Raw genomic sequence first — 19368 nt, forward strand, 5'->3', positions numbered from 1 at the left:
TTAGCGAATGGGATTGTGAACGGTCACCAGCTTGGTGCCATCCGGAAAGGTGGCTTCGACCTGAACCTCGTGGATCATCTCGGGCACACCTTCCATGCATTGTGCACGGGTGATCACCTCGGCCCCCGCCTGCATCATGTCAGCCACGGACCGGCCATCGCGCGCGCCTTCGACCACCGCGTCGGAGATCAGAGCAATCGCCTCGGGGTGGTTCAGTTTGACGCCTCTTGCCAGCCGCTTACGGGCAACTTCGGCAGCCATGGCGACCAACAGTTTGTCTTTCTCGCGTGGGGTCAGGTTCATGTCAGAGCATCCAGCATCGTGGTAAGGTATCGTTGTTCAACCGGCGCAGAACCGGCAGCAGAGCCTTGCGCAGAGTGAAGCTGTTCTGGGCCAGCATCCGGATGACCAGAAGATCATTTCCGATCAGGCTGGCTCCGGCAGTATCGGGCAGCATCCGGCGCACAGTGTCTAACTGACCCTCGGCCGAGGGCCCGGCAAAGATGACCAACGCCATCGCAAGGGAGCCATTGGCTATGTTCTGCCCCGAGAGATGGCTGTGCAGGTCACCTGAGAACCGTATGGAATCCAGAAAGATAGGCATGCCATCGCGCCGGATTTCGATCCGGTCACGCAGGCGGATATCAGTCAGGGTCTCTCCCATCGCAGCGCGCCCGAAGACCAATGGCTCGACCAACAGCGTTGTTGTATCGGGTGCCATCTCGATAAGCAGTCGGCGGTCGAGAGCACAGCCGTTGAACAGGATCGTTTCCTGAGGTAACCAGTTCACCCGTGCACCTGACCCAACCGTCAGATGGTTGGTGACCTGGCCGGAGGGGCCGGGCTTGGCTTTGTAGATGCGTTCGCAGGCCTGAGTGGTCAGCGTAAGTGTCGTTCCCGTGGCAACTGTGCCACTGAACCGAAATGAGTCACCTCCCGTAACGCCACCGGCAGTATTCAGCAGAACCGTGTCCAATTCAGGCGAGAGCGCGCGGGGAAACAGACACTTAAACGAGCCGGATTGGTGCAGGACATCCAACACCGTTCTGTCACCCAGCCGCTTGGTGCTGAGGCTCACTGAGCCTTTCGCACGTGGCTGCACCCTTTCCGATGTGGGCAATATGGAGGCAAGTTGAGTAATATCGCACCCGCAACGCGTTGGTTCGAGTCCCGTGTTTCCGCGTTAGCGCGTTTGGAAACCACTCCTCGACAACGCTGGTGGCCACCAACCTGGAGTGCGTGGTTATTCGTTAAGCGCTTTTCGGTGGATCGCCTAAGAAATGGGCAAATTGCGCTTTAGCTACCGTCGTCTTACCTGCAATCCGGATTCAGGACCAATCGCATTCCGATTGCTGGCAGGTGACTAGAGCGGATGCAGACCAAGTTTGGACAGCAGCCGCTCTCGCTTCATCAGCCACCAGCCCGCCTCGACGGGCCAGCGGGCGTGACCAGTGTCCTCCCCCAGTTCCGCAGCACAGTGCAGGGGCCAGTTGGGGTCGTCCAACAGCTCACGTGCGAGGGCGATCATGTCGGCGTCGCCCCGTTCTATGACAGCGTTGCAAACCTTCGGGTCCCACAGAAAGCCGACGGCCATGGTGGGAATATCTGCCTGCGCCTTGATCTGCGCGGCGAAAGGCACCTGAAACCCTTGTGCAATGGTCATCCGTTGCGGCCTCTCTTTGCCACCGATCCCGCCCGAGCTGCAATCGATCAGGTCGACACCCACCGATTTGAGCGCTGCCGCGATCTCAACCGTGTCCTCGACGGTCAGCCCCGACTCCAGCCAATCGGTCGCTGACAGGCGAAAGGCCAGTGGCAAACCCTCGGGCCAGTTTCTGCGGATTTCGCGTGCGACCTCAACGGCAAACCGCATTCGGTTCTCTGCATTGCCGCCCCATCTGTCCTGTCTCTGATTGGTCACCGGTGACAAAAACTGATGCACCAGAAAGCCGTGGGCCGCATAGATTTCGATCACCTTGAAACCGGCGGAATGGGCACGTCTCGCAGCGGAACCAAATGCGGAAATGACGGCTTCGATATCGCTTTGCGTCATTTCCCGCGGCGTCGGCCAACCTTCGGCATAGGGGAGGGCAGATGGCGCAATGGCCGGCCACGCCTCTTCGTTGCGTGCGCTTACATCCTCCTCATCCAGTGGCGTTTCGCCGTGCCAAGGCCGTCGCTCGGATGCTTTGCGCCCCGCATGGCTCAGCTGGATGCCCGGTACCGCACCTTCGCGCGTGATAAACTCAGCGATACGCCTCAGTGGTTCAATCTGGCTGTCGTCCCAAAGGCCCAGATCCCCTGGCGTGCGACGCCCGTCGCGGGTCACCGCCGTCGCCTCAGCATAGACCAGCGACGCTCCGCCCATGGCAAACCGTCCCAGATGCACAAGATGCCAGTCATTGGCCCGGCCTTCCACGGCGCGATACTGGCTCATCGGTGAGACAGCGATACGGTTTTTGAACGTCACATCACGAAGGTGAAAGCTGCTGAATAGTGTGGGCATCTTTCTCTGTCTCTGTCTTGTATTAGGAGGGTGGACGAGAGGGGGTCATCCAAACCTGATGGAAGACGCCAAGGTCATGCTAACCTTCTGGCTGCTCGGTGAGGTTCTCGGCTTGCGCATATGTCCTGTCTCGTAGCATGGCGTTTGATACCGAAAGCAGATGCGATTGCATGACCTCTGCGGCGGCCTGGCTGTCGCGTGATGCGATGTTGCTGAACAACAGTTCGTGCTGTTCGCCGAGGCGTACCAGAGTCGCGGACGAATATTGTGTCTCGCGCTGACGTGTCCATTCAGATTGCTTCCGTACAGCGCGGATCGAGTCATATACCGTCAGGAACAACGGATTGTGAGCCAGTTCCGCGATTTTGTAGTGAAACACATCATCGGCAACCCCGTAAGCCTGCGTATCGGCAGCATCCAGTGTGGCCCTCATGAGTTGTTCAAGCGTTCGCAATTCTTTGATCGAGGCGCGTTGTGCCGCTAATGCCGCCAATGCCGGTTCAATCTCCAGACGTACTTCCATGACATCACGGGGCATAACCTTGGCTGCAACGGCGCGGAACGGGCTTGCGCCAACGGCCGGGGGTGGTGACACGAACGTGCCTTGTCCGTGCCTGCGAAACACGGTGCCTTCTTCCTCGAGCTGATCCAGAATCCGACGCATACGGGCGCGGGTAACGGTTAGCGCTTCGGCCAGTGCGCGTTCGGGCAGCAACTTGCCGTTCTTCAGGAAATCGCCGGTTTCGATCCCAGCGCGCAGGGCGGCGGTCAGCTCAGTATCTGTTGGACAATTTCCCAAGTTCAGAACGCTCCGGTCAGGTCGTAAAACATGCGCAAAGACGTAAGCATCAGGAATGCACCAAAGGCAAGGCGTAAGGCACGTTGCGAAATCGTGTGCGCGATGCGGACGCCCACATGGGCAAAGCTGGTTGTCAGCGGGATGATCAGCGCTGCGGCGACCAGATTGACGTAACCGATGGAGAAAGGCGGCAAGCCGGATTGCCCCAGACCTGTTCCGGCATAGATCAGCGCGCCCGGCAGGCCGATGACAAAGCCGATTGCCGCCGAGGTGCCCACCGCGCGTCGGATGTCGTAGCCCAGAAAGTTGAGAACCGGTACGCAGACAGTACCGCCACCGATGCCCATCATCGCGGAAATCGCACCGGCAAACACACCGGTCGTAGCCCAGACGCGCGGAGAAAAACTGCGCGGCGGGCCGCTATTGCCGGGTTTGCGAAAGATCATGTCCAGCGCCACTAGAGCAGCAACCGTCGCGAAGACGGCGACCAGAATATAGCCGCTGACCACGCCGCCAAGCAGGCCGCCAATGATCACTCCAACCAGAATGGCCGGGGCCCAGCGTTTCAGCAGCGCCATGTCCAACGCCCCACGCTTGTAGTGCCCCCAGCTTGAGGACAGCGCCGTGAACACGATGGTTGCCAGCGACGTACCCACTGCAACCTGCATCGTCAGTGCAGGATTGCTGCCGGTCAATGACAAGGCAAAGTAAAGCGCCGGAACGATAACGATCCCTCCGCCAACGCCCAGCAAACCGGCCAGAATACCACCAAACACTCCGGCCGCACCTGCGATGGCGATCAGCGTTGCCAGAGTGGAAAGGTCAATCCCGCCCATATCTCACGCGGGGTCGCTGGCCAGCGAGCGGCTTACCCGCCCTTCGGCCTGACGTTTCGCGTCCGCGCGGGCAATCGCCTCTTCCAGCGCGCCCCGGTCGGGATTGCCCGAGAAATTCTGCTCGCTGGGCATCGCCTCCGCAAAATGTAGATACCGCTCAGCAGCCACATCATAAAGCCTGCGCAGTTCGGCCAGAGGGTCAGCGTGGTCGTCGCTGCGCATATCCAGCCATGCATGCGATTGCCCGCGATGAATGACAAGACCGGCGGCCTGTTTGCCGCGTTTGTCGCCCCCCGCGCGCTCGCCAGCCTCCATGGCCGCCATCAGGCGTTCTGGAAAGGGCAGGCCGGTTTCCGAGGCGTAGGTTTCGAAAGTGGCGTCCACGACATCCGGCCCAGCCAGCATGTTGCCTGCAACCGAATGTGCCTCACCGAGCCGATGCCCGGCCCAGTCGACGCAATCAGCCCCGGTATAGGCCGCAAAGTTGCCCTGTGCGTCCATTAGGTGGGCTTGTCGCGCGTCCCGACCTGAATCCCGGGTGACGAGATCATCCAGAACCGCCTGCGCAGCTTCGCCCGCCTCAAGCCGCCTGAGCCCTTCGGTTCCCCAGACCGGGTTCGAGAACGCCTGAGAGGCAATCGCACTGCGCGCACCAACGCACGGAACGCGCGCGCCGCAAGCGAAGAAGCGGCTGGCCACGATCAGGCCGATGGCTCCGGTCTCGGGGTCTTTTGCGATCAGGGAATACGTCATGTCAGCGTCCTATTGCATAAGCCTGCATCAGCCGCGGTGTTGCCGCCGCGCGCAAGGTTCCATCTTTTTCCCGAAGGGCTGCGGTGAGGCGCCCAACTGTCCAGGGCTCGGCCACGGTGATCTTGTGACCGCGCGCGCGCAGGTCCTCGATCACGGTCTCGCCAAAGGTTTCCTCGATCATCATCTCGCCGGGCGCTGTGGCGCGGGGATAGAACGAGCCCTGAAAATGCATCGAATGGAACAGTGGCGCGTCCATGCATTCCTGCAGCCCCAGCCCGAAATGCACGAAACGCAAGAACCAGATCAATTGCCATTGGTCTTGCTGATCTCCTCCGGGAGTGCCGAAGACCAGCTGGACCCCGTCCTTTTCCGCAAGGCTGGGTGTCAGTGTCGTACGTGGCCTGCGTCCGGGTGCCAGCGAGGTCGGCAAGCCAGGTTCCAACCAGAACATCTGTGCCCGGCTGTTGAGCGGAAATCCCAGCCCCGGGATGACGGGTGAGCTTTGCAACCACCCCCCGGACGGCGTTGCCGACACCATGTTCCCCCAGCGGTCGATCACGTCCAGATGCACGGTGTCACCGCGTTTCTCGGTCAGATGCGACATGGTCGGTTCACCCGCGCTGGCCCCGGTTCTGGCCGAGAAATCACGCGCTGCGCGAGCGACATAGGCGTCTGCCAAGTGTTCAAAACCGGGCACCCGGCCCGGGCGTTGATCCTGTGATGCATCCGGGCCGATCATGGCGCGGCGCTGGGCGGCGTATTCGTCGCTTAGCATATAGTCCATCGGGATTTCGCTATACGCCGGATCACCATAGTAAGCCTCGCGATCTGCATAGGCGAGTTTCATCGCCTCAATCACCGTGTGCACGAACTCGGCCCCGTTCGGGTCCATTGCGCCCAGATCAATCCCCTTGAGGATGGCCAAAGCTTGCAACAAGACCGGCCCCTGACTCCAGGCGTGAGTCTTATGAACGGTCCATCCGTGGTAGTTGTAGGTGAGTGTCTCTTCGTAGGTTGCTTGCCAGTCGGCCATGTCCTTACGCGCCATGACCCCGCTGTTGCGCTGGCCTGACACGTCCATGACCTTGGCATCGGCCAGATATTCGAAGATGCGATCCGCGACAAAGCCTTCGCGCCACACGCGCCGCGCCGCATCGATCTGCTCCAGACGATCTTTATGCGCAGCTTCGGCATCTGTCACAAGGCGTTCATAGGTCGCCGCCAGCGCCGGATTGGCAAAGTTGCTGTGCGGCTCGGGGGCTTTGCCGTCCGGCATCCAGGTTTCTGCGGATGTAGGCCATTCGTCTTCAAAGAAATCTGAAAGACCGTTGATGGTATGCGCCACGCGCGGAAGCACAGGGTGCCCGTCGCGCGCGTAGGCGATAGCGGGCGCCATCACATCGCGTAGCGGCAGTGAGCCATGATCGCGCAGCATCAGCATCCAACCATCGAAGGCTCCGGGGATCACTGTGGCCAACAGACCAGAACCGGGGATCAGATTCAGACCCAACCCGGTATAGTGTTCGATTGTCGCAGCAGCGGGGGCGGGACCTTGCGCACACAGCACCTCGGTCTTGCCGGTTTTGGCCGAGTGGAAAATCGCGGGCATGTCGCCTGCCGGGCCGTTCAGATGCGGCTCAACCACTTGCAAGGTCATTGCCGTGGCAACTGCGGCGTCAAAGGCGTTGCCACCCTTTTCCAGAATGCCAAAGCCCACAGCCGAGGCGATCCAATGGGTCGAGGTGACGACTCCGAAGGTGCCTCGGATCTCGGGGCGGGTGGTGAAATCTGACATGTTCTTTGTCTCCGAAATTCAGTGTTCGCGCGGGTCAAGCGCATCGCGCAGCCCGTCGCCCAGAAGGTTGAACCCCAGCACAACGAGGAAGATCGCGATGCCCGGCCACATGGCCATCCATGGGGCCTGGTTGAGGAAGTTCTTGGCCGTATTCAGCATCGATCCCCAGCTGGGTGCTGGAGGTTGTTGGCCGAGGCCGAGGAAGGACAACGACGCCTCCGCGATGATCGCGGTGGCGATGGTGAGCGTGGCCTGCACCAGCACCGGTGGCAGCACGTTGGGAAAGATGTAGCGGCTGAGGATCTTCGCCGTGGGCAATCCGATGGCGCGGGCCGAGGTCACATAATCCTCAGCCCGGACCGATAACACTTGTCCGCGGGTCAGCCGGATGAAGATCGGGGTCGCTGACAGACCGATGGCAATCATCGCGTTGGTCAGTGATGGCCCTAGAAAGGCCGCCAATGCGATCGCAAGGATCAGGAAAGGCGCAGCCAGCAGCGCCTCGGTGCAGCGTGAGATGATGGCGTCGGCCCATCCACCGAAATACCCGGCGATGATGCCCAGAGGTACGCCCAGCATCACCGCGATCCCAACGGAAACCACCCCAGCCAGAAGCGAGGCTTGCGCCCCCCAGATCATCCGGGCCAGCACGTCGCGCCCGATTTCATCTGTACCAAACGGATGAGCGGCGGTTGGTGGTTTGCGCACCGCGCCCCAATCGGTGGCCGCCGGATCAGGCACCGGCAGGATCGGGGCCAGTAGGGCAATCAACACAAAGAAGGTGACAAGAAAGCCGCCCAGCATGGCGCTTTTGTGGGTGCGGAATTTCTTCCACACACGGTTTTCGGGACGACGAGACAGGATAGGATCGGCAACGGTCATGTCAGGCAGCCCTCAGGCGCGGGTTGAGCAGCACATAGGCCACGTCTGCGAGCAAGTTCATCACGATGAAACCCACAGCGGTGACCAATACGATGCCCTGCACCACGGCATAATCGCGGTTGAACACGGCATCGACGACCATCTTGCCGAAACCTGGGATGGTAAAGATTTGTTCGGTCAGGACCGCTCCGGCGATCAGCTCGCCGAACAGCAGTGCGGTCAGGGTCACAATCGGCGTCAGCGCATTGCGGAAGGCGTGTTTCAGGACGACCCGGCGTTCGTGCAAACCCTTGGCGCGGGCAGTGCGCACGTAGTCTGATTTCAGCACGCCCAGCATGGCCGACCGCGTATGTCGCATCAGCGTTGCCGCCAGTGCGGTCCCCAGCACAAAGGCGGGCATCAGCATGGTGGTGATGGATTTCACCGGATCCTCAGACAAGGGCACGTAACCCGAGGCGGGCAACAGGTCGAGCTTTACCGAAACAAGCAGGATCAGCATGATCCCCAGCCAGAAATTCGGAATGGATAGTCCGGACAGCGCCACGATGTTGGCCACGTAGTCTGTGACGGTCCCCTTTTTCACCGCCGACAAGATGCCCGCCGGGATTCCGATCACAAGCGCAAACAGGATGGCCATAATGGCAAGCTGGATCGTCACCGGCAGCTTTTCTGCAATCAGTTCGGTCACTGGCTGATTGGTGCGCAGCGAAATCCCCAGATCGCCCTGCAACGCGTTGCCAACCCAGGTCAGGTATTGCACTGGGATCGGATCGTTCAGGCGATATTTCTCGCGCAGGAACTCCAGCACTTCCGGATCACGCTCTTCGCCTGCCATCGCCAGCACGGGATCGCCGGGCAGCAGCTTTTGCAGGCTGAAAACGAAGATCGAGATCAGCAGGATTGTCGGTATCGCAATCAGGATGCGACGCAGAATGAAAGACAACATGGCTTGGGCTTTCGATCAAAGGAACCCGCCCGGCCAAAAGGCCGGGCAGGCCGTGAGTGGCTTATTTCTCCAGCTTCACGCCTTCCAGACGGATCATGCCGTCAGGATAGGGGTTGAAGCCTTTGAGCCCATCATCCAGTGCCCAGATCCATGTCTGGTGATAGAGGTAAACGATGGGCATATCCGCTGCCAGAATGTCCCGCGCGGCGTCATATTCAGCCTTGCGTGCGTCAAAGTCTGTTGAGGCACGGGCATTGTTCAGCATCTCGTCCACTTTCGGGTCCGAATAGTGGCTGTCATTGATGCCGCCGCCGGTGGTCATGAACTGATGGATATTGCCATCCGGGTCCACGCGGCCCGACCATCCGATCTGGCTGGCCTGATAGTCGCCAGCGCTCTGATCGGCGAGCAGTGTGGCGAACTCTTTGGACGTGATCTCGATATTGATCCCGGCCTCGGCGGCCATGGCCTGAACGACCTGCATCAGTTGCAGAGGGACGGTGGTGTTGGGGACCTGAACCTCAAGGTCGATCCCATCAGGATAGCCCGCCTCGGTCAGCAGCGCTTTGGCTTTGTCTATATCGCGTGCAGGCACCGGATGGTCGGCGTCATACCACGGTGATGTGGGTGGGAAGGGCTGATTGCCCGGCGCAAAGGCGCCTTCAAACACGACCTGATTGATCGCGTCACGATCCAACGCATAGCTTAGCGCCTGACGGAGACGTTTGTCGTTGCCCCAGGGATTATCGCCCTTGTCTCCGTTGTTCACGTTGATCGTTATGCCCTGATAGCCAAGTGAAACAGCGCTCTCGACATTAATGCCTGCATCTCCTTCGGCCTGCGTCAGATCAGTCGCGGCCAGACGCTCCAGCATGTCGATGTCACCGGATTGCAGGTTGGCCAGACGTACGGTGGTGTCGGGGATCGGCAGGAAAGTGACACTGTCAAAGTGGATCTGATCCGCGTTCCAGTAATCCGGGAAGCGCTCCAGCGCGATCCGGTCCTGGGCCACACGCTCCTTAAACTTGAACGGGCCAGAGCACACTGGGTTCAGCCCGAAATCTGCACCAGCAGCTTTCGCAGCGGTTGGAGAGACCATCATGCCCGAACGGTCGGCGAATTGCGCCAGCAGAGTTGCATCAGGCGCGGCCATGTTGAAGCGAACCGTATAGTCATCGACCACATCAACTCCGGTCACCGACTTCAGTTCTGACTTGCGGCGCGATTCCTCAAGGTTCTGCGAGCGGTCGATATTGTCGGCCACGGCTTGTGCGTTGAAGGGCGTGCCGTCATGGAACACCACGCCTTCGCGCAGGGTCATGGTCAGGGACGTGCCGTCCTCGCTCCATTCCCAACCGGTGGCGAGTTGTGGGATCAGCTCCAGATCGGGGGTGATGTCGACCAGCTTGTCGCAGAGTGAGGCGTAGACAATGCGTCCCACGAACGTACGGGACTGATCAGGGTCGAGCACATCGGCGTCCGATTGCAGGGCGATGCGCAGATCGGCGGCCTGTGCGCTGAGGGCAGTCGCGCCGAGTAATCCGGCCACAAGACCGGTTTTCAAGACATTCATGATATTTCCTCTCTGTTTTTGGCAGAAGCCTGGGGAGATTGGACAGCCGCGCGATACAGCGCGAACCGCTCTTCTGCTCCGGCGCTGCGGCGTCGGGGCGGGGCCGGTTTTCCGGCCTCTGGTATGGTTTTCCAGTGATGGCAGGCGACGTGATGATGCGAATCCGCATCGTCAAGAACCGGAGTCTGGGCTCGGCAATCGTCCTGTGCAAAGGGGCAACGGGTGTGAAACCGGCAACCCGATGGCGGAGACGATGGACTGGGCGTTTCGCCTCTAAGCGCCATGTGATCACGGTCGCGGCCCGGCTCGGGTTCCGGTATCGCGGACAATAGGGCATGCGTATACGGATGGCGCGGTTCTTCGAAAACCTGATCGGCAGGGCCAGTTTCGACCACCTTACCCAGATACATCACGGAGATGCGATCGCTCATGTGACGGATCACGGCCAGATCATGGGCGATGATCACAAGGGTCAGATCCAGATCCTGTTTCAGGTCATTCAACAGATTGATCACCTGCGCCTGTACCGACACATCCAATGCCGAGACCGGTTCATCCCCGATCAACAACCTTGGTCCTGAAGCCAGCGCGCGGGCGATGCCGATCCGCTGTCTTTGACCGCCTGAGAATTCGTGCGGATAGCGGTTGGCGTGGTCCGGCAACAACCCAACCTGAGCCAGCAACGTAGCCACCTTTTCACGGCGCGCGGTCTCGTCCAATTCAGGCGCATGCACCTCCAGCGGTTCGCCCACCAGCTTGCCGACGGTCATGCGCGGATTCAGCGACGAGAATGGGTCCTGGAAGACGAACTGCATCTGCTGGCGCAAAGGGGCCATTTCGCGACGGGCGAGGTCCTGAACCTCCCGCCCCTCAAACAGGACCTGGCCAGAGGTCGGCCGATCCAGCCGCATCAAAAGGCGCGCAAGCGTCGATTTTCCGCACCCCGATTCACCGACAATCGCAAAGGTTTCACCCTTGCGCACCGACAGCGAAACGCCATCGACCGCGCGCACTCTGGTTTTGCGTTCGAACAGCCCGGCACCCAGTGTGAAATGGCGTGTGAGGTTCCGCGCCTCAAGGATTACATCGCGCATCTGACCCCCTTGAGCTGTTCCAGTGGGGCGTAGTGGCAGGCAACCGCATGTTCGGAACCCATCTCTGACAAGATCGGGCGGTCTGCACACTCGCCAGTGGCAAAGGGGCAGCGCGTGCGAAACCGGCATCCAGTAGGCATATCGGCCAGAGACGGCACGGTTCCGGGCACGGTGATCAGCCGATCCCGCGATCCTGCCATCCGCGGGACCGAGCTCATAAGGCCGATGGTATAGGGGTGCTGCGGATCGTCGAATACCGCGTCGACAGGGCCGCTCTCGACGATCTGGCCCCCATACATGACAGCCACATTCGTCGCGATTTCAGCCACCACACCCAGATCGTGGGTGATGAACAAGGTTCCCATTCCGGTTTCTGTTTGAAGCTCTCGGACAAGATCGAGGATCTGCGCCTGGATGGTGACATCCAACGCCGTTGTCGGTTCGTCCGCGATCAGCAGCGAGGGGTTATTGATCAGCGCCATCGCGATCATCACACGCTGCCGCATGCCACCGGAAAGCTGGTGAGGGTATTCGTTCAACCGCTGTTCCGGGGCTGGGATGCCAACGCGGCGCAGCATGGCCAAAGCGCTTGCGTCAGCTTCGTCTCGGTTGCAGTTGCGGTGATGTAAAACGGCCTCGGTGATCTGATCGCCTATCCTGAAGGCGGGGTTGAGCGAGGTCATCGGTTCCTGAAAGATCATCGCCATGCGATCGCCTCGTGTCGCGCCGTCCAGCTGTTCGGTGCGCAGGTCATATGACCGACCTTCAAACTCCAGAAGGCCAGACGGAATATCGATGACGTCACGCTGCAGCAGCCCCATCAGGGCCATGGCGGTGACGGATTTTCCGCATCCGGATTCACCCACGATGCACAAAGTCTCGCCAGCAGATACCGACAGGTCCAAACCATCCACGGCTGATGCGGGTTGGCCGCGAAACGAGAGGCTGAAGTCAGACAGCTTCAGGATCTCGACTGACGAGTCAGACTTGGCGTTGGGGTTTTGGTTGGGCACAGCTCGCAACCTTTATAATAAACCAATATGTAATTGGTTGCAATTTTGGAGCGCAGTTGTCAATGCATCATTGCTGCTTTTTCACCATCAGGATCATATCTCGCCGATAGCGTCGGATGACCTTCGCTTTCGACTTATTCCTTCGGCAGATGCAGTTGCCCTTTCGAAAACCGGTTTTCTATATGCAGGTCGTCGCGCGCTCCCGGCTCTCTTTTTGGCAGGCAAAAACAGGTTCTGTCCGAAGCTCAGGCGCGGGTCTTTTTAGGGCGATGCCCAAGTTTGTCGGTTCTGAAATGGATTCTGTCCGAAACAGCATCTGCAACACAAGCCGAGTTGGGTGCAAACCAAAGACTGCAACGAACAGGAGCCTTCATGCGTTTTTCAGCTCTGCGACTTTTCAAGGAGGCTATGACCGGCCACAAGGGTTGGGGTCCGCAATGGCGTGACCCGGCGCCTGCGGATGCTTACGACTATATCATCGTCGGAGGTGGCGGACATGGTCTGGCGACTGCCTACTATCTTGCCAAGGAATTCGGTGGGGCCCGTATCGCGGTTCTGGAAAAAGGCTGGATCGGTGGGGGAAATGTCGGTCGGAACACGACGATTGTCCGGTCGAACTATTTGCTGGACGGCAATGAACCGTTCTATGAGTTTTCGCTGAAACTGTGGGAAAACCTCGAGCAGGATTTCAATTACAACGCGATGGTCAGCCAACGCGGTATTCTGAACCTCGTGCATTCCGACGCGCAGCGGGATGCGGCGCGGCGTCGGGGCAATGCGATGATCCTGAATGGATCCGATGCCGAGCTGTTGGATACCGAAGGCGTCCGCGCGATGTATCCGTTCCTGAACTTCAACGACGCGCGGTTCCCGATCAAAGGCGGATTGCTTCATCGTCGGGGCGGCACGGTGCGTCACGATGCGGTGGCCTGGGGGTATGCGCGTGGCGCGGATATGCGCGGCGTCGACATTATCCAGAATTGTGAAGTCACGGGCTTCCGTATCGAAAACGGTAAGGTCCTTGGGGTCGACACGTCCCGCGGCTTCATCGGTGCCAAGAAGGTCGGCGTCGCCGTGGCAGGCAGTTCCAGCCGCGTGATGGAGAAGGCCGGGATGCGCCTGCCGATCGAAAGCCACGTGTTGCAGGCTTTTGTCTCAGAGGGGCTCAAGCCCTTCATCCCCGGCGTGATCACCTATGGGGCGGGTCACTTCTATTGCAGCCAGTCCGACAAGGGCGGTCTGGTGTTCGGTGGCGATCTGGATATGTACAATTCATATGCGCAACGGGGCAATCTGCCGGTGGTCGAGGACGTGATCGAAAGCGGCATGTCGCTGATCCCTGCTTTGGGTCGCGCGCGCCTGCTGCGCAGCTGGGGTGGTATCATGGATATGTCCATGGATGGCTCGCCCTTTATCGACAAGACGCATATCGATGGGCTCTATTTCAATGGTGGCTGGTGCTACGGCGGCTTCAAGGCAACGCCGGCGTCCGGCTATTGCTTTGCCCATCTTCTGAAAACCGACCGTCCGCACGAAACCGCGACCGCCTATCGGTTGGACCGGTTCATGACCGGGCACATGATCGATGAAAAAGGGCAGGGCGCCCAACCGAACCTGCACTGAGGGGCTTATCAGATGATTATCAACCATCCTTTGCTTGGCCCGCGCGACGCGCAGGAGTTCACTTATCTGGGCGATGCGTCCCTCATCAACCGGCCCGACTGGCAGGCTGAGAATGCGGCGCAGGCGTTTCACGATTACCTCTACCTGCGCGACAACCCCGCGGGCGAACATCGTGAATTGTGGTTCCACGAACAGGGCGACCGGTCGTGGCTGGTGGTGACCCGCAACACGGTGACCCATGAAATTCTGAACGTCGAGCTGGCGCGCGATGTCGCCAAAACCGCAAGGAAGGCTGCCCAATGACACAACGCAATCGTCTGAACGGTGGCCTGATCAACCGTGACGCCAGCCTGAGTTTCAAATTCGACGGCAAGTCTTATCAGGGGTTTGAAGGCGACACATTGGCCTCGGCCTTGCTCGCCAATGGCGTGCGGCTGATGGGGCGGTCGTTCAAATACCACCGTCCGCGCGGGCCGCTGACCTCGGGTAGTGAAGAACCTAATGCGCTGGTCGAGCTGCGCTCGGGCGGACGGCAGGAGCCCAACACCCGCGCGACCGTGGTCGAGCTCTATGACGGGCTGAGTGCCAATTCGCAAAACCGCTGGCCGTCGCTGGAACGCGACTTCATGGCGATCAACGACCGGTTCTCGAACTTCCTGACCGCGGGTTTCTACTACAAGACGTTTATGTGGCCCAAGGCGTTCTGGGAAAAGCTGTATGAACCGATCATCCGCAAAGCCGCCGGTCTGGGTAGCCTGACCGGAGAAGATGACCCGGATCATTATGACAAGGGCTTTCTGCACTGCGATCTGTTGATCGTCGGCGCGGGTCCGGCGGGTCTGGCAGCGGCGCTGACTGCTGGACGTGCGGGTGCCCAGGTCATTCTGGCGGATGAGGATTTCCGTATGGGCGGGCGTCTGATTGCCGAGACTGGGGCTCTAGCCGATATCTCTGGAACCGACTGGGTTGCGCAGACTCTGGCAGAGCTGGCGTCGATGCAGAATGTGCGGGTGATGCCGCGCACGACTGTCTTTGGTGCCTATGATCACGGCATCTATGGCGCGGTCGAACGCAACGCGGATCACCTGATTGAGCCCGAGGCGGACAAGCCGCGTCAGACCTTGTGGCGGATCTACTCCAAGCGCGCGTTGATTGCGACCGGAGCAATCGAACGTCCGATTGCGTTCGAGAACAACGATCGGCCCGGCATTCTACTGGCCGGAGCGGTACGGGCCTACGCCAACCGCTGGGCCGCGACGCCCGCACAATCGGTTGTGGTGTTTGCAAACAACGATGATGCGCATCAGACGGCGCGCGATCTGATGGCACAGGGCGTCAAGGTTCCGGCCATTGTCGATACGCGTCCCGACGCGCCCGATGTTGAGGGCACCGAAGTCCTGAAAGGGGCCGAGATCACCAACACATCGGGCCGCCTTGGTCTGACCTCGGTACAGGTGCGCACCGACAAAGGTTACACCCGCGATCTGCATTGCGAGGCACTGGCGATGTCCGGCGGTTGGAACCCGAACCTGGGCCTGACCTGTCATCAGCGCGGTCGCCCGGTCTGGAACGCGGATATCCATGCCTTTGTTCCAGGCGAGGGTCTGCCCGTTGGCCAGATCGTTGCCGGTGCGGCCAAGGGTGAACTGACCACCGATGCTGCACTACAAGGCGGTGCGGCGGCAGCAGTGACTGCGCTGGGGGATCTCGGGATCTCGGCAACGCCTGCTGATTCGCCTGCTGCAGCGGACGCGCCTGTTTCGATCACGCCGTTCTGGCATGTCAAAGGTGCCAAACGCGCTTGGCTGGATTATCAGAACGATGTGACCGCCAAGGATGTGAAGCTGGCGCATCAGGAGAACTTCACTTCGGTCGAACACCTGAAACGTTACACCACACTGGGTATGGCTACGGATCAGGGCAAAACCTCGAACGTTGGTGCTCTGGCGGTGATGGCGGAACTGACGGGCAAATCGATCCCGGAAACTGGCACGACGATTTTCCGCCCACCCTATACGCCGGTGGCGATGGGAGCCTTTGGTGGCCGCGCGGTCGGTAAGGAATTCCACCCGACCCGCCTGACGCCCAGCCACAAATGGGCCGAGGAACAGGGCGCGGTGTTTGTTGAAGTCGGCAACTGGCTGCGCGCCCAATGGTTCCCCCGCAAGGGCGAAACTCATTGGCGGCAATCGGTGGACCGCGAGGTTCTGCAGACCCGCAACTCGGTCGGTGTCTGTGATGTGACCACGCTGGGCAAGATCGATGTGCAGGGCGCGGATGCCGCGGCTTTCCTGAACACGATCTACGCCAACGGCTTCGCCAAACTGCCCGTAGGCAAGGTGCGTTATGGCCTGATGTTGCGCGAAGATGGCGTGGCCTATGACGACGGCACCGCCGCGCGTCTGGCTGAGGACCATTTTGTCGTGACCACGACCACCGCCAACGCGGTTCTGGTCTATCGCAACATGGAATTCGTGCGCCAGTGCTTGTACCCGGAAATGGATGTTCAGCTAATTTCGACCACCGAGGCCTGGGCGCAGTATGCCGTGGCCGGACCGAACAGCCGCAAGCTGCTGCAAAAGATCGTGGATCCTGAGTTTGACCTCTCGAACGAGGCGTTCCCCTTCATGGCTTGTGGTGAGATCACCGTGTGCGGTGGTTGTCGTGCGCGGCTGTTCCGGATCTCGTTCTCGGGCGAGCTGGCTTATGAGATCGCTGTACCCACACGCTATGGTGACGCGCTGATGCGCGCGCTGATGGAGGCGGGCGAAGAGTTCGACGTCGTGCCTTACGGCACTGAAGCGCTGGGCGTCATGCGGATCGAAAAGGGTCACGCTGCGGGCAACGAACTGAACGGCACAACCACCGCGCTGAACCTTGGGCTGGGCCGTATGGTCAGCACCAAGAAGGACTGCATCGGCAATGTGCTCAGCCGTCGTGAGGGGATGAATGCCCCGGAGGCGCTTGCGCTGGTCGGGCTTAAACCAGTGGATGCCAAGGACACCGTGCCAGCGGGCGGGCATCTGATGAACGCCACCGGGCCGGTCGATGCTGCCCATGATCAGGGCTATGTGACCTCGGCGGCCTATTCGCCGATCCTTGAAAGCTCGATCGGGTTGGGCTTCGTCAAAGGCGGTTTCGATCGCAAGGGCGAAAAGCTGCGCCTTGTGAACCCGTTGGAAGGACAAGAGATCATGGTCGAAATCGTCAGCGCTCATTTCGTGGACCCGGAAGGGGAGAAGCTTCGTGCATAAACTGAAACCCATCACCCCGCTGGGCAGCGACGCACCGCGCGTCGATACCATCGGCACGATCACCATCACCGAAGTAGTGGATCAAGCGCTGGCCTCGGTCGCCGCACGGACGGATCAGGCAGGTGCCGTGCAAAATGCACTGGCCGACAAGATTGGTGTGACATTGCCCGAAGTTGGTCAATCCGACGTGGCGGCACCCTATGCCGTGTTTTGGATGGGGCCGGATCAGTGGATGGTCACTGCACCGCATGACAGCCACGAGCTGCTGGCATCTGAGCTGAAACAAATCACCGGCGATCCAGCCTCGGTTGCCGAGCAGACCGACGGATGGTGCCGGTTCGATGTGCAAGGTGCTGCCTTGTCCGACTTGTTCGAACGGCTGAGCAATGCCCCGGTTCGCACGATGGAACAGGGCGCGGCGATCCGTACCACGGCTGAGCATCTGGGCGTTTTCCTGTGGAAGCTGGCAGACGATCATGTGGCCGTCATAGGGCCCAGATCTTCGGCAGGATCACTTCATCATGGTCTGCTGGCGGCGGCGAAATCCATCGCCTGAGCGTCAGCCCGAGGGCAGCGCATCATCGCTGCCCACCCGTGTCGAGTTCTTTGCACGCCGTTTACTGATCGGCGCAAGTCCAAACGTTGCACGATTCAGTATGTGATCGACGACGGTATTGCTTTGGATGGGCGCGAAAAAACACGGTTCAGACCTGTGGCAAAAAGCAACTGGCTCAGCTCTCTCGCCTCGATGGGTTTAGCCGATAGCGCCGACCCGAAGAACCGGTCTGCGCGGCCAAATTCAATCTCTTTTTTGTGGGTCTAGCAGGTGTTTTTCGATCAGTTGAAAAGCATAGCCTATGTAGATTCTCTGTAGAAACCCGACGGCGGCAATGTCTTCACGCTCCAGCGCTTTCGCCAGATCAAAGGTTTCCTGAACCACAGCGTCATAAGCGACGATACCAACAATCTGTTCCATGCGATGCCAGACGCTGGACGACTGGAAATATGCCTGATTCCAGAACTCGCGCAGCGAGCGGTTTCCGATCAACGATGCGATCAGTGCCTGCAGCCGTTGGTTCAGTTTTACATATTCCTGGGAATCCAACCGCTCTCGCAGCGCAACAGCATCTTCGTAAATCGCGCGCGCTTCTTCCCGATGATGCGCTGTAACAGTGATCGGCGACAATGTTCCGATCATCTGGGCCAGCTCCATCCTCATCTCATAGAGATGGCGGACACGCTCTGCCGAAAGCTCAATGACAACTGTACCAACCCCGTTGCGGGTTTCGATCAGTCCAAGATGTCCGATTCGCGCAATGGCATCTCTGACGGGTGTTCTGCTGACACCGAATTCCTTGGCAAGCACGGCCTCTTTCAGCTGAGCGCCCGGTGGGTAATACGCAAAGCAAATGCGCTCCAGAATTTGCTCTTGGATCTCGTCCACAGTCACCTTTGGGGGCGCCGTGATTTCCGGATCTGCAATAGTCACTGTTCTGATCCCTCCTCGTGTTCTTAACCGTTTCTGACCGCCAATCAGTAATCTCTCAACAACCGTCCGTATCCTGAAATCTGATCCTTGATGCCCGCTTGGCGCAACACATCCCAGGCCATGGCTTGATTCGAACAGACGACCGGCTTGCCAAGTTCGGCCTCAAGCTGATCGACGATTTCGACCGCACGCAATGCGCCACAGCTGATGAAGACGGCCTCTGCCTCGAGCGAATCCACGGATCGTGCCAATTCCACGATGGCATCGGGACGGACGCGGATCATGTCGCTGTCTTTTTCGAGGTTCAGACCGCGGATCGTGGTCACTTCAAAGCCGCGTTCTTCCATATATGTCTGTTCCTGGCGGTTTACTTCATCCAGGTAAGGTGTGCACACCGCGACCTTTTTTACGGACAGTGCATTCAGGGCATTGATCACGGCCGTGATCAGCGAGCTTGCCACTGCGTTCGGGGCGCCTTTTTGCAATTCAGCGAACACCTTGTCTTCGCCCAGAACAAGACTGCCCGAAGTGCAGGCATAGCTGATGACATCCAGGCTGCCATCCGGCAGCAGGGTTTCGGCGGCACGCGCCAAATCCTGTCCGACATCGGTCAAGTTTTTGACGGTTATGCTGTTTGGGATGGCGACGCGCGTGAAGTGTGTGCCTACGCCATTGGGCATTATTGTCATCATGTCGTCTTCGATTGTCTGCTCTGTAGCGAGCAGTACGAATCCTATTTTTGCGCGATTGTGGCGGCCTTCATCGAACAGGGATTTTGGATCAGTCTTCATAACCTGCATGCACC

The 19368-nt window shown here is 59.6% G+C and carries 18 protein-coding genes; 4 read left to right on the forward strand and 14 right to left on the reverse strand.

Annotation, left to right across the window (positions count from 1 at the left end; all coding sequences use genetic code 11):
• The 12 genes from ACR3EM_RS19455 to ACR3EM_RS19510 all read right to left on the reverse strand — a co-directional run bounded on the left by ACR3EM_RS19455 (nt 1) and on the right by ACR3EM_RS19510 (nt 12197).
• Entirely contained in the window at nt 1-303 is a 303-nt protein-coding gene (locus ACR3EM_RS19455) for an urease subunit gamma (RefSeq protein WP_480472282.1), read from the reverse strand.
• Nucleotide 304: 1 nt separating this feature from the next.
• Nucleotides 305-1078, reverse strand: a complete 774-nt coding sequence (locus tag ACR3EM_RS19460) for an urease accessory protein UreD (protein ID WP_480472283.1) — start codon at nt 1076-1078, stop codon at nt 305-307.
• A gap of 285 nt (nt 1079-1363) precedes the next feature.
• Nucleotides 1364-2506, reverse strand: a complete 1143-nt coding sequence (locus ACR3EM_RS19465) for an NADH:flavin oxidoreductase/NADH oxidase (protein ID WP_480472284.1) — start codon at nt 2504-2506, stop codon at nt 1364-1366.
• Between the two features lie 79 nt (nt 2507-2585).
• Entirely contained in the window at nt 2586-3305 is a 720-nt protein-coding gene (locus ACR3EM_RS19470) for a FadR/GntR family transcriptional regulator (RefSeq protein ID WP_480472285.1), read from the reverse strand.
• A 2-nt stretch (nt 3306-3307) separates the two neighbouring features.
• Nucleotides 3308-4141 (reverse strand): sulfite exporter TauE/SafE family protein, encoded by an 834-nt coding sequence (locus ACR3EM_RS19475; RefSeq protein WP_480472286.1) that lies wholly within the window; start codon nt 4139-4141, stop codon nt 3308-3310.
• A 3-nt stretch (nt 4142-4144) separates the two neighbouring features.
• Entirely contained in the window at nt 4145-4894 is a 750-nt protein-coding gene (locus tag ACR3EM_RS19480; protein ID WP_480472287.1) for a DUF1028 domain-containing protein, read from the reverse strand.
• A gap of 1 nt (nt 4895) precedes the next feature.
• Nucleotides 4896-6689, reverse strand: coding sequence for a gamma-glutamyltransferase family protein (locus tag ACR3EM_RS19485; protein ID WP_480472288.1), 1794 nt, complete (start codon nt 6687-6689; stop codon nt 4896-4898).
• Between the two features lie 18 nt (nt 6690-6707).
• Entirely contained in the window at nt 6708-7571 is an 864-nt protein-coding gene (locus tag ACR3EM_RS19490; protein WP_480472289.1) for an ABC transporter permease, read from the reverse strand.
• 1 nt (nt 7572) lies between these two features.
• Complete coding sequence (locus ACR3EM_RS19495; RefSeq protein WP_480472290.1) at nt 7573-8517, reverse strand: ABC transporter permease; 945 nt, start codon at nt 8515-8517, stop codon at nt 7573-7575.
• Between the two features lie 61 nt (nt 8518-8578).
• The gene (locus ACR3EM_RS19500) at nt 8579-10090 is read right to left on the reverse strand and encodes an ABC transporter substrate-binding protein (protein WP_480472291.1); all 1512 of its coding nucleotides are present in this window, start codon (nt 10088-10090) and stop codon (nt 8579-8581) included.
• Nucleotides 10087-11184, reverse strand: a complete 1098-nt coding sequence (locus ACR3EM_RS19505; protein ID WP_480472292.1) for an ABC transporter ATP-binding protein — start codon at nt 11182-11184, stop codon at nt 10087-10089. Before ACR3EM_RS19505 ends, ACR3EM_RS19500 begins: the two co-directional genes overlap by 4 nt.
• Entirely contained in the window at nt 11172-12197 is a 1026-nt protein-coding gene (locus ACR3EM_RS19510; RefSeq protein WP_480472293.1) for an ABC transporter ATP-binding protein, read from the reverse strand. Before ACR3EM_RS19510 ends, ACR3EM_RS19505 begins: the two co-directional genes overlap by 13 nt.
• Nucleotides 12198-12569: 372 nt before the next feature.
• On the opposite strand from ACR3EM_RS19510, the gene ACR3EM_RS19515 reads away from it, so the two are divergent.
• The 4 genes from ACR3EM_RS19515 to ACR3EM_RS19530 are packed head-to-tail and all read left to right on the forward strand — an operon-like array spanning nt 12570 to nt 17630.
• On the forward strand, nt 12570-13820 hold the full coding sequence (locus ACR3EM_RS19515) for a sarcosine oxidase subunit beta family protein (protein WP_480472294.1): 1251 nt from the start codon (nt 12570-12572) through the stop codon (nt 13818-13820).
• Nucleotides 13821-13832: 12 nt separating this feature from the next.
• Entirely contained in the window at nt 13833-14123 is a 291-nt protein-coding gene (locus ACR3EM_RS19520) for a sarcosine oxidase subunit delta (protein WP_480472295.1), read from the forward strand.
• On the forward strand, nt 14120-17074 hold the full coding sequence (locus tag ACR3EM_RS19525; protein ID WP_480472296.1) for a sarcosine oxidase subunit alpha family protein: 2955 nt from the start codon (nt 14120-14122) through the stop codon (nt 17072-17074). Before ACR3EM_RS19520 ends, ACR3EM_RS19525 begins: the two co-directional genes overlap by 4 nt.
• Nucleotides 17067-17630, forward strand: coding sequence for a sarcosine oxidase subunit gamma (locus tag ACR3EM_RS19530; protein ID WP_480472297.1), 564 nt, complete (start codon nt 17067-17069; stop codon nt 17628-17630). The genes ACR3EM_RS19525 and ACR3EM_RS19530 overlap by 8 nt, the downstream gene beginning before the upstream one ends.
• 243 nt (nt 17631-17873) lie before the next feature.
• Here ACR3EM_RS19530 and ACR3EM_RS19535 read toward each other — a convergent pair whose 3' ends face one another.
• Nucleotides 17874-18563: a GntR family transcriptional regulator gene (locus tag ACR3EM_RS19535; RefSeq protein ID WP_480472298.1), complete on the reverse strand. Its 690-nt coding sequence runs from the start codon at nt 18561-18563 to the stop codon at nt 17874-17876.
• A 44-nt stretch (nt 18564-18607) separates the two neighbouring features.
• On the reverse strand, nt 18608-19363 hold the full coding sequence (locus tag ACR3EM_RS19540; RefSeq protein WP_480472299.1) for a maleate cis-trans isomerase family protein: 756 nt from the start codon (nt 19361-19363) through the stop codon (nt 18608-18610).
• Nucleotides 19364-19368: the final 5 nt, after the last annotated feature.

The organism is Ruegeria sp. AH3 (genome assembly GCF_056536265.1).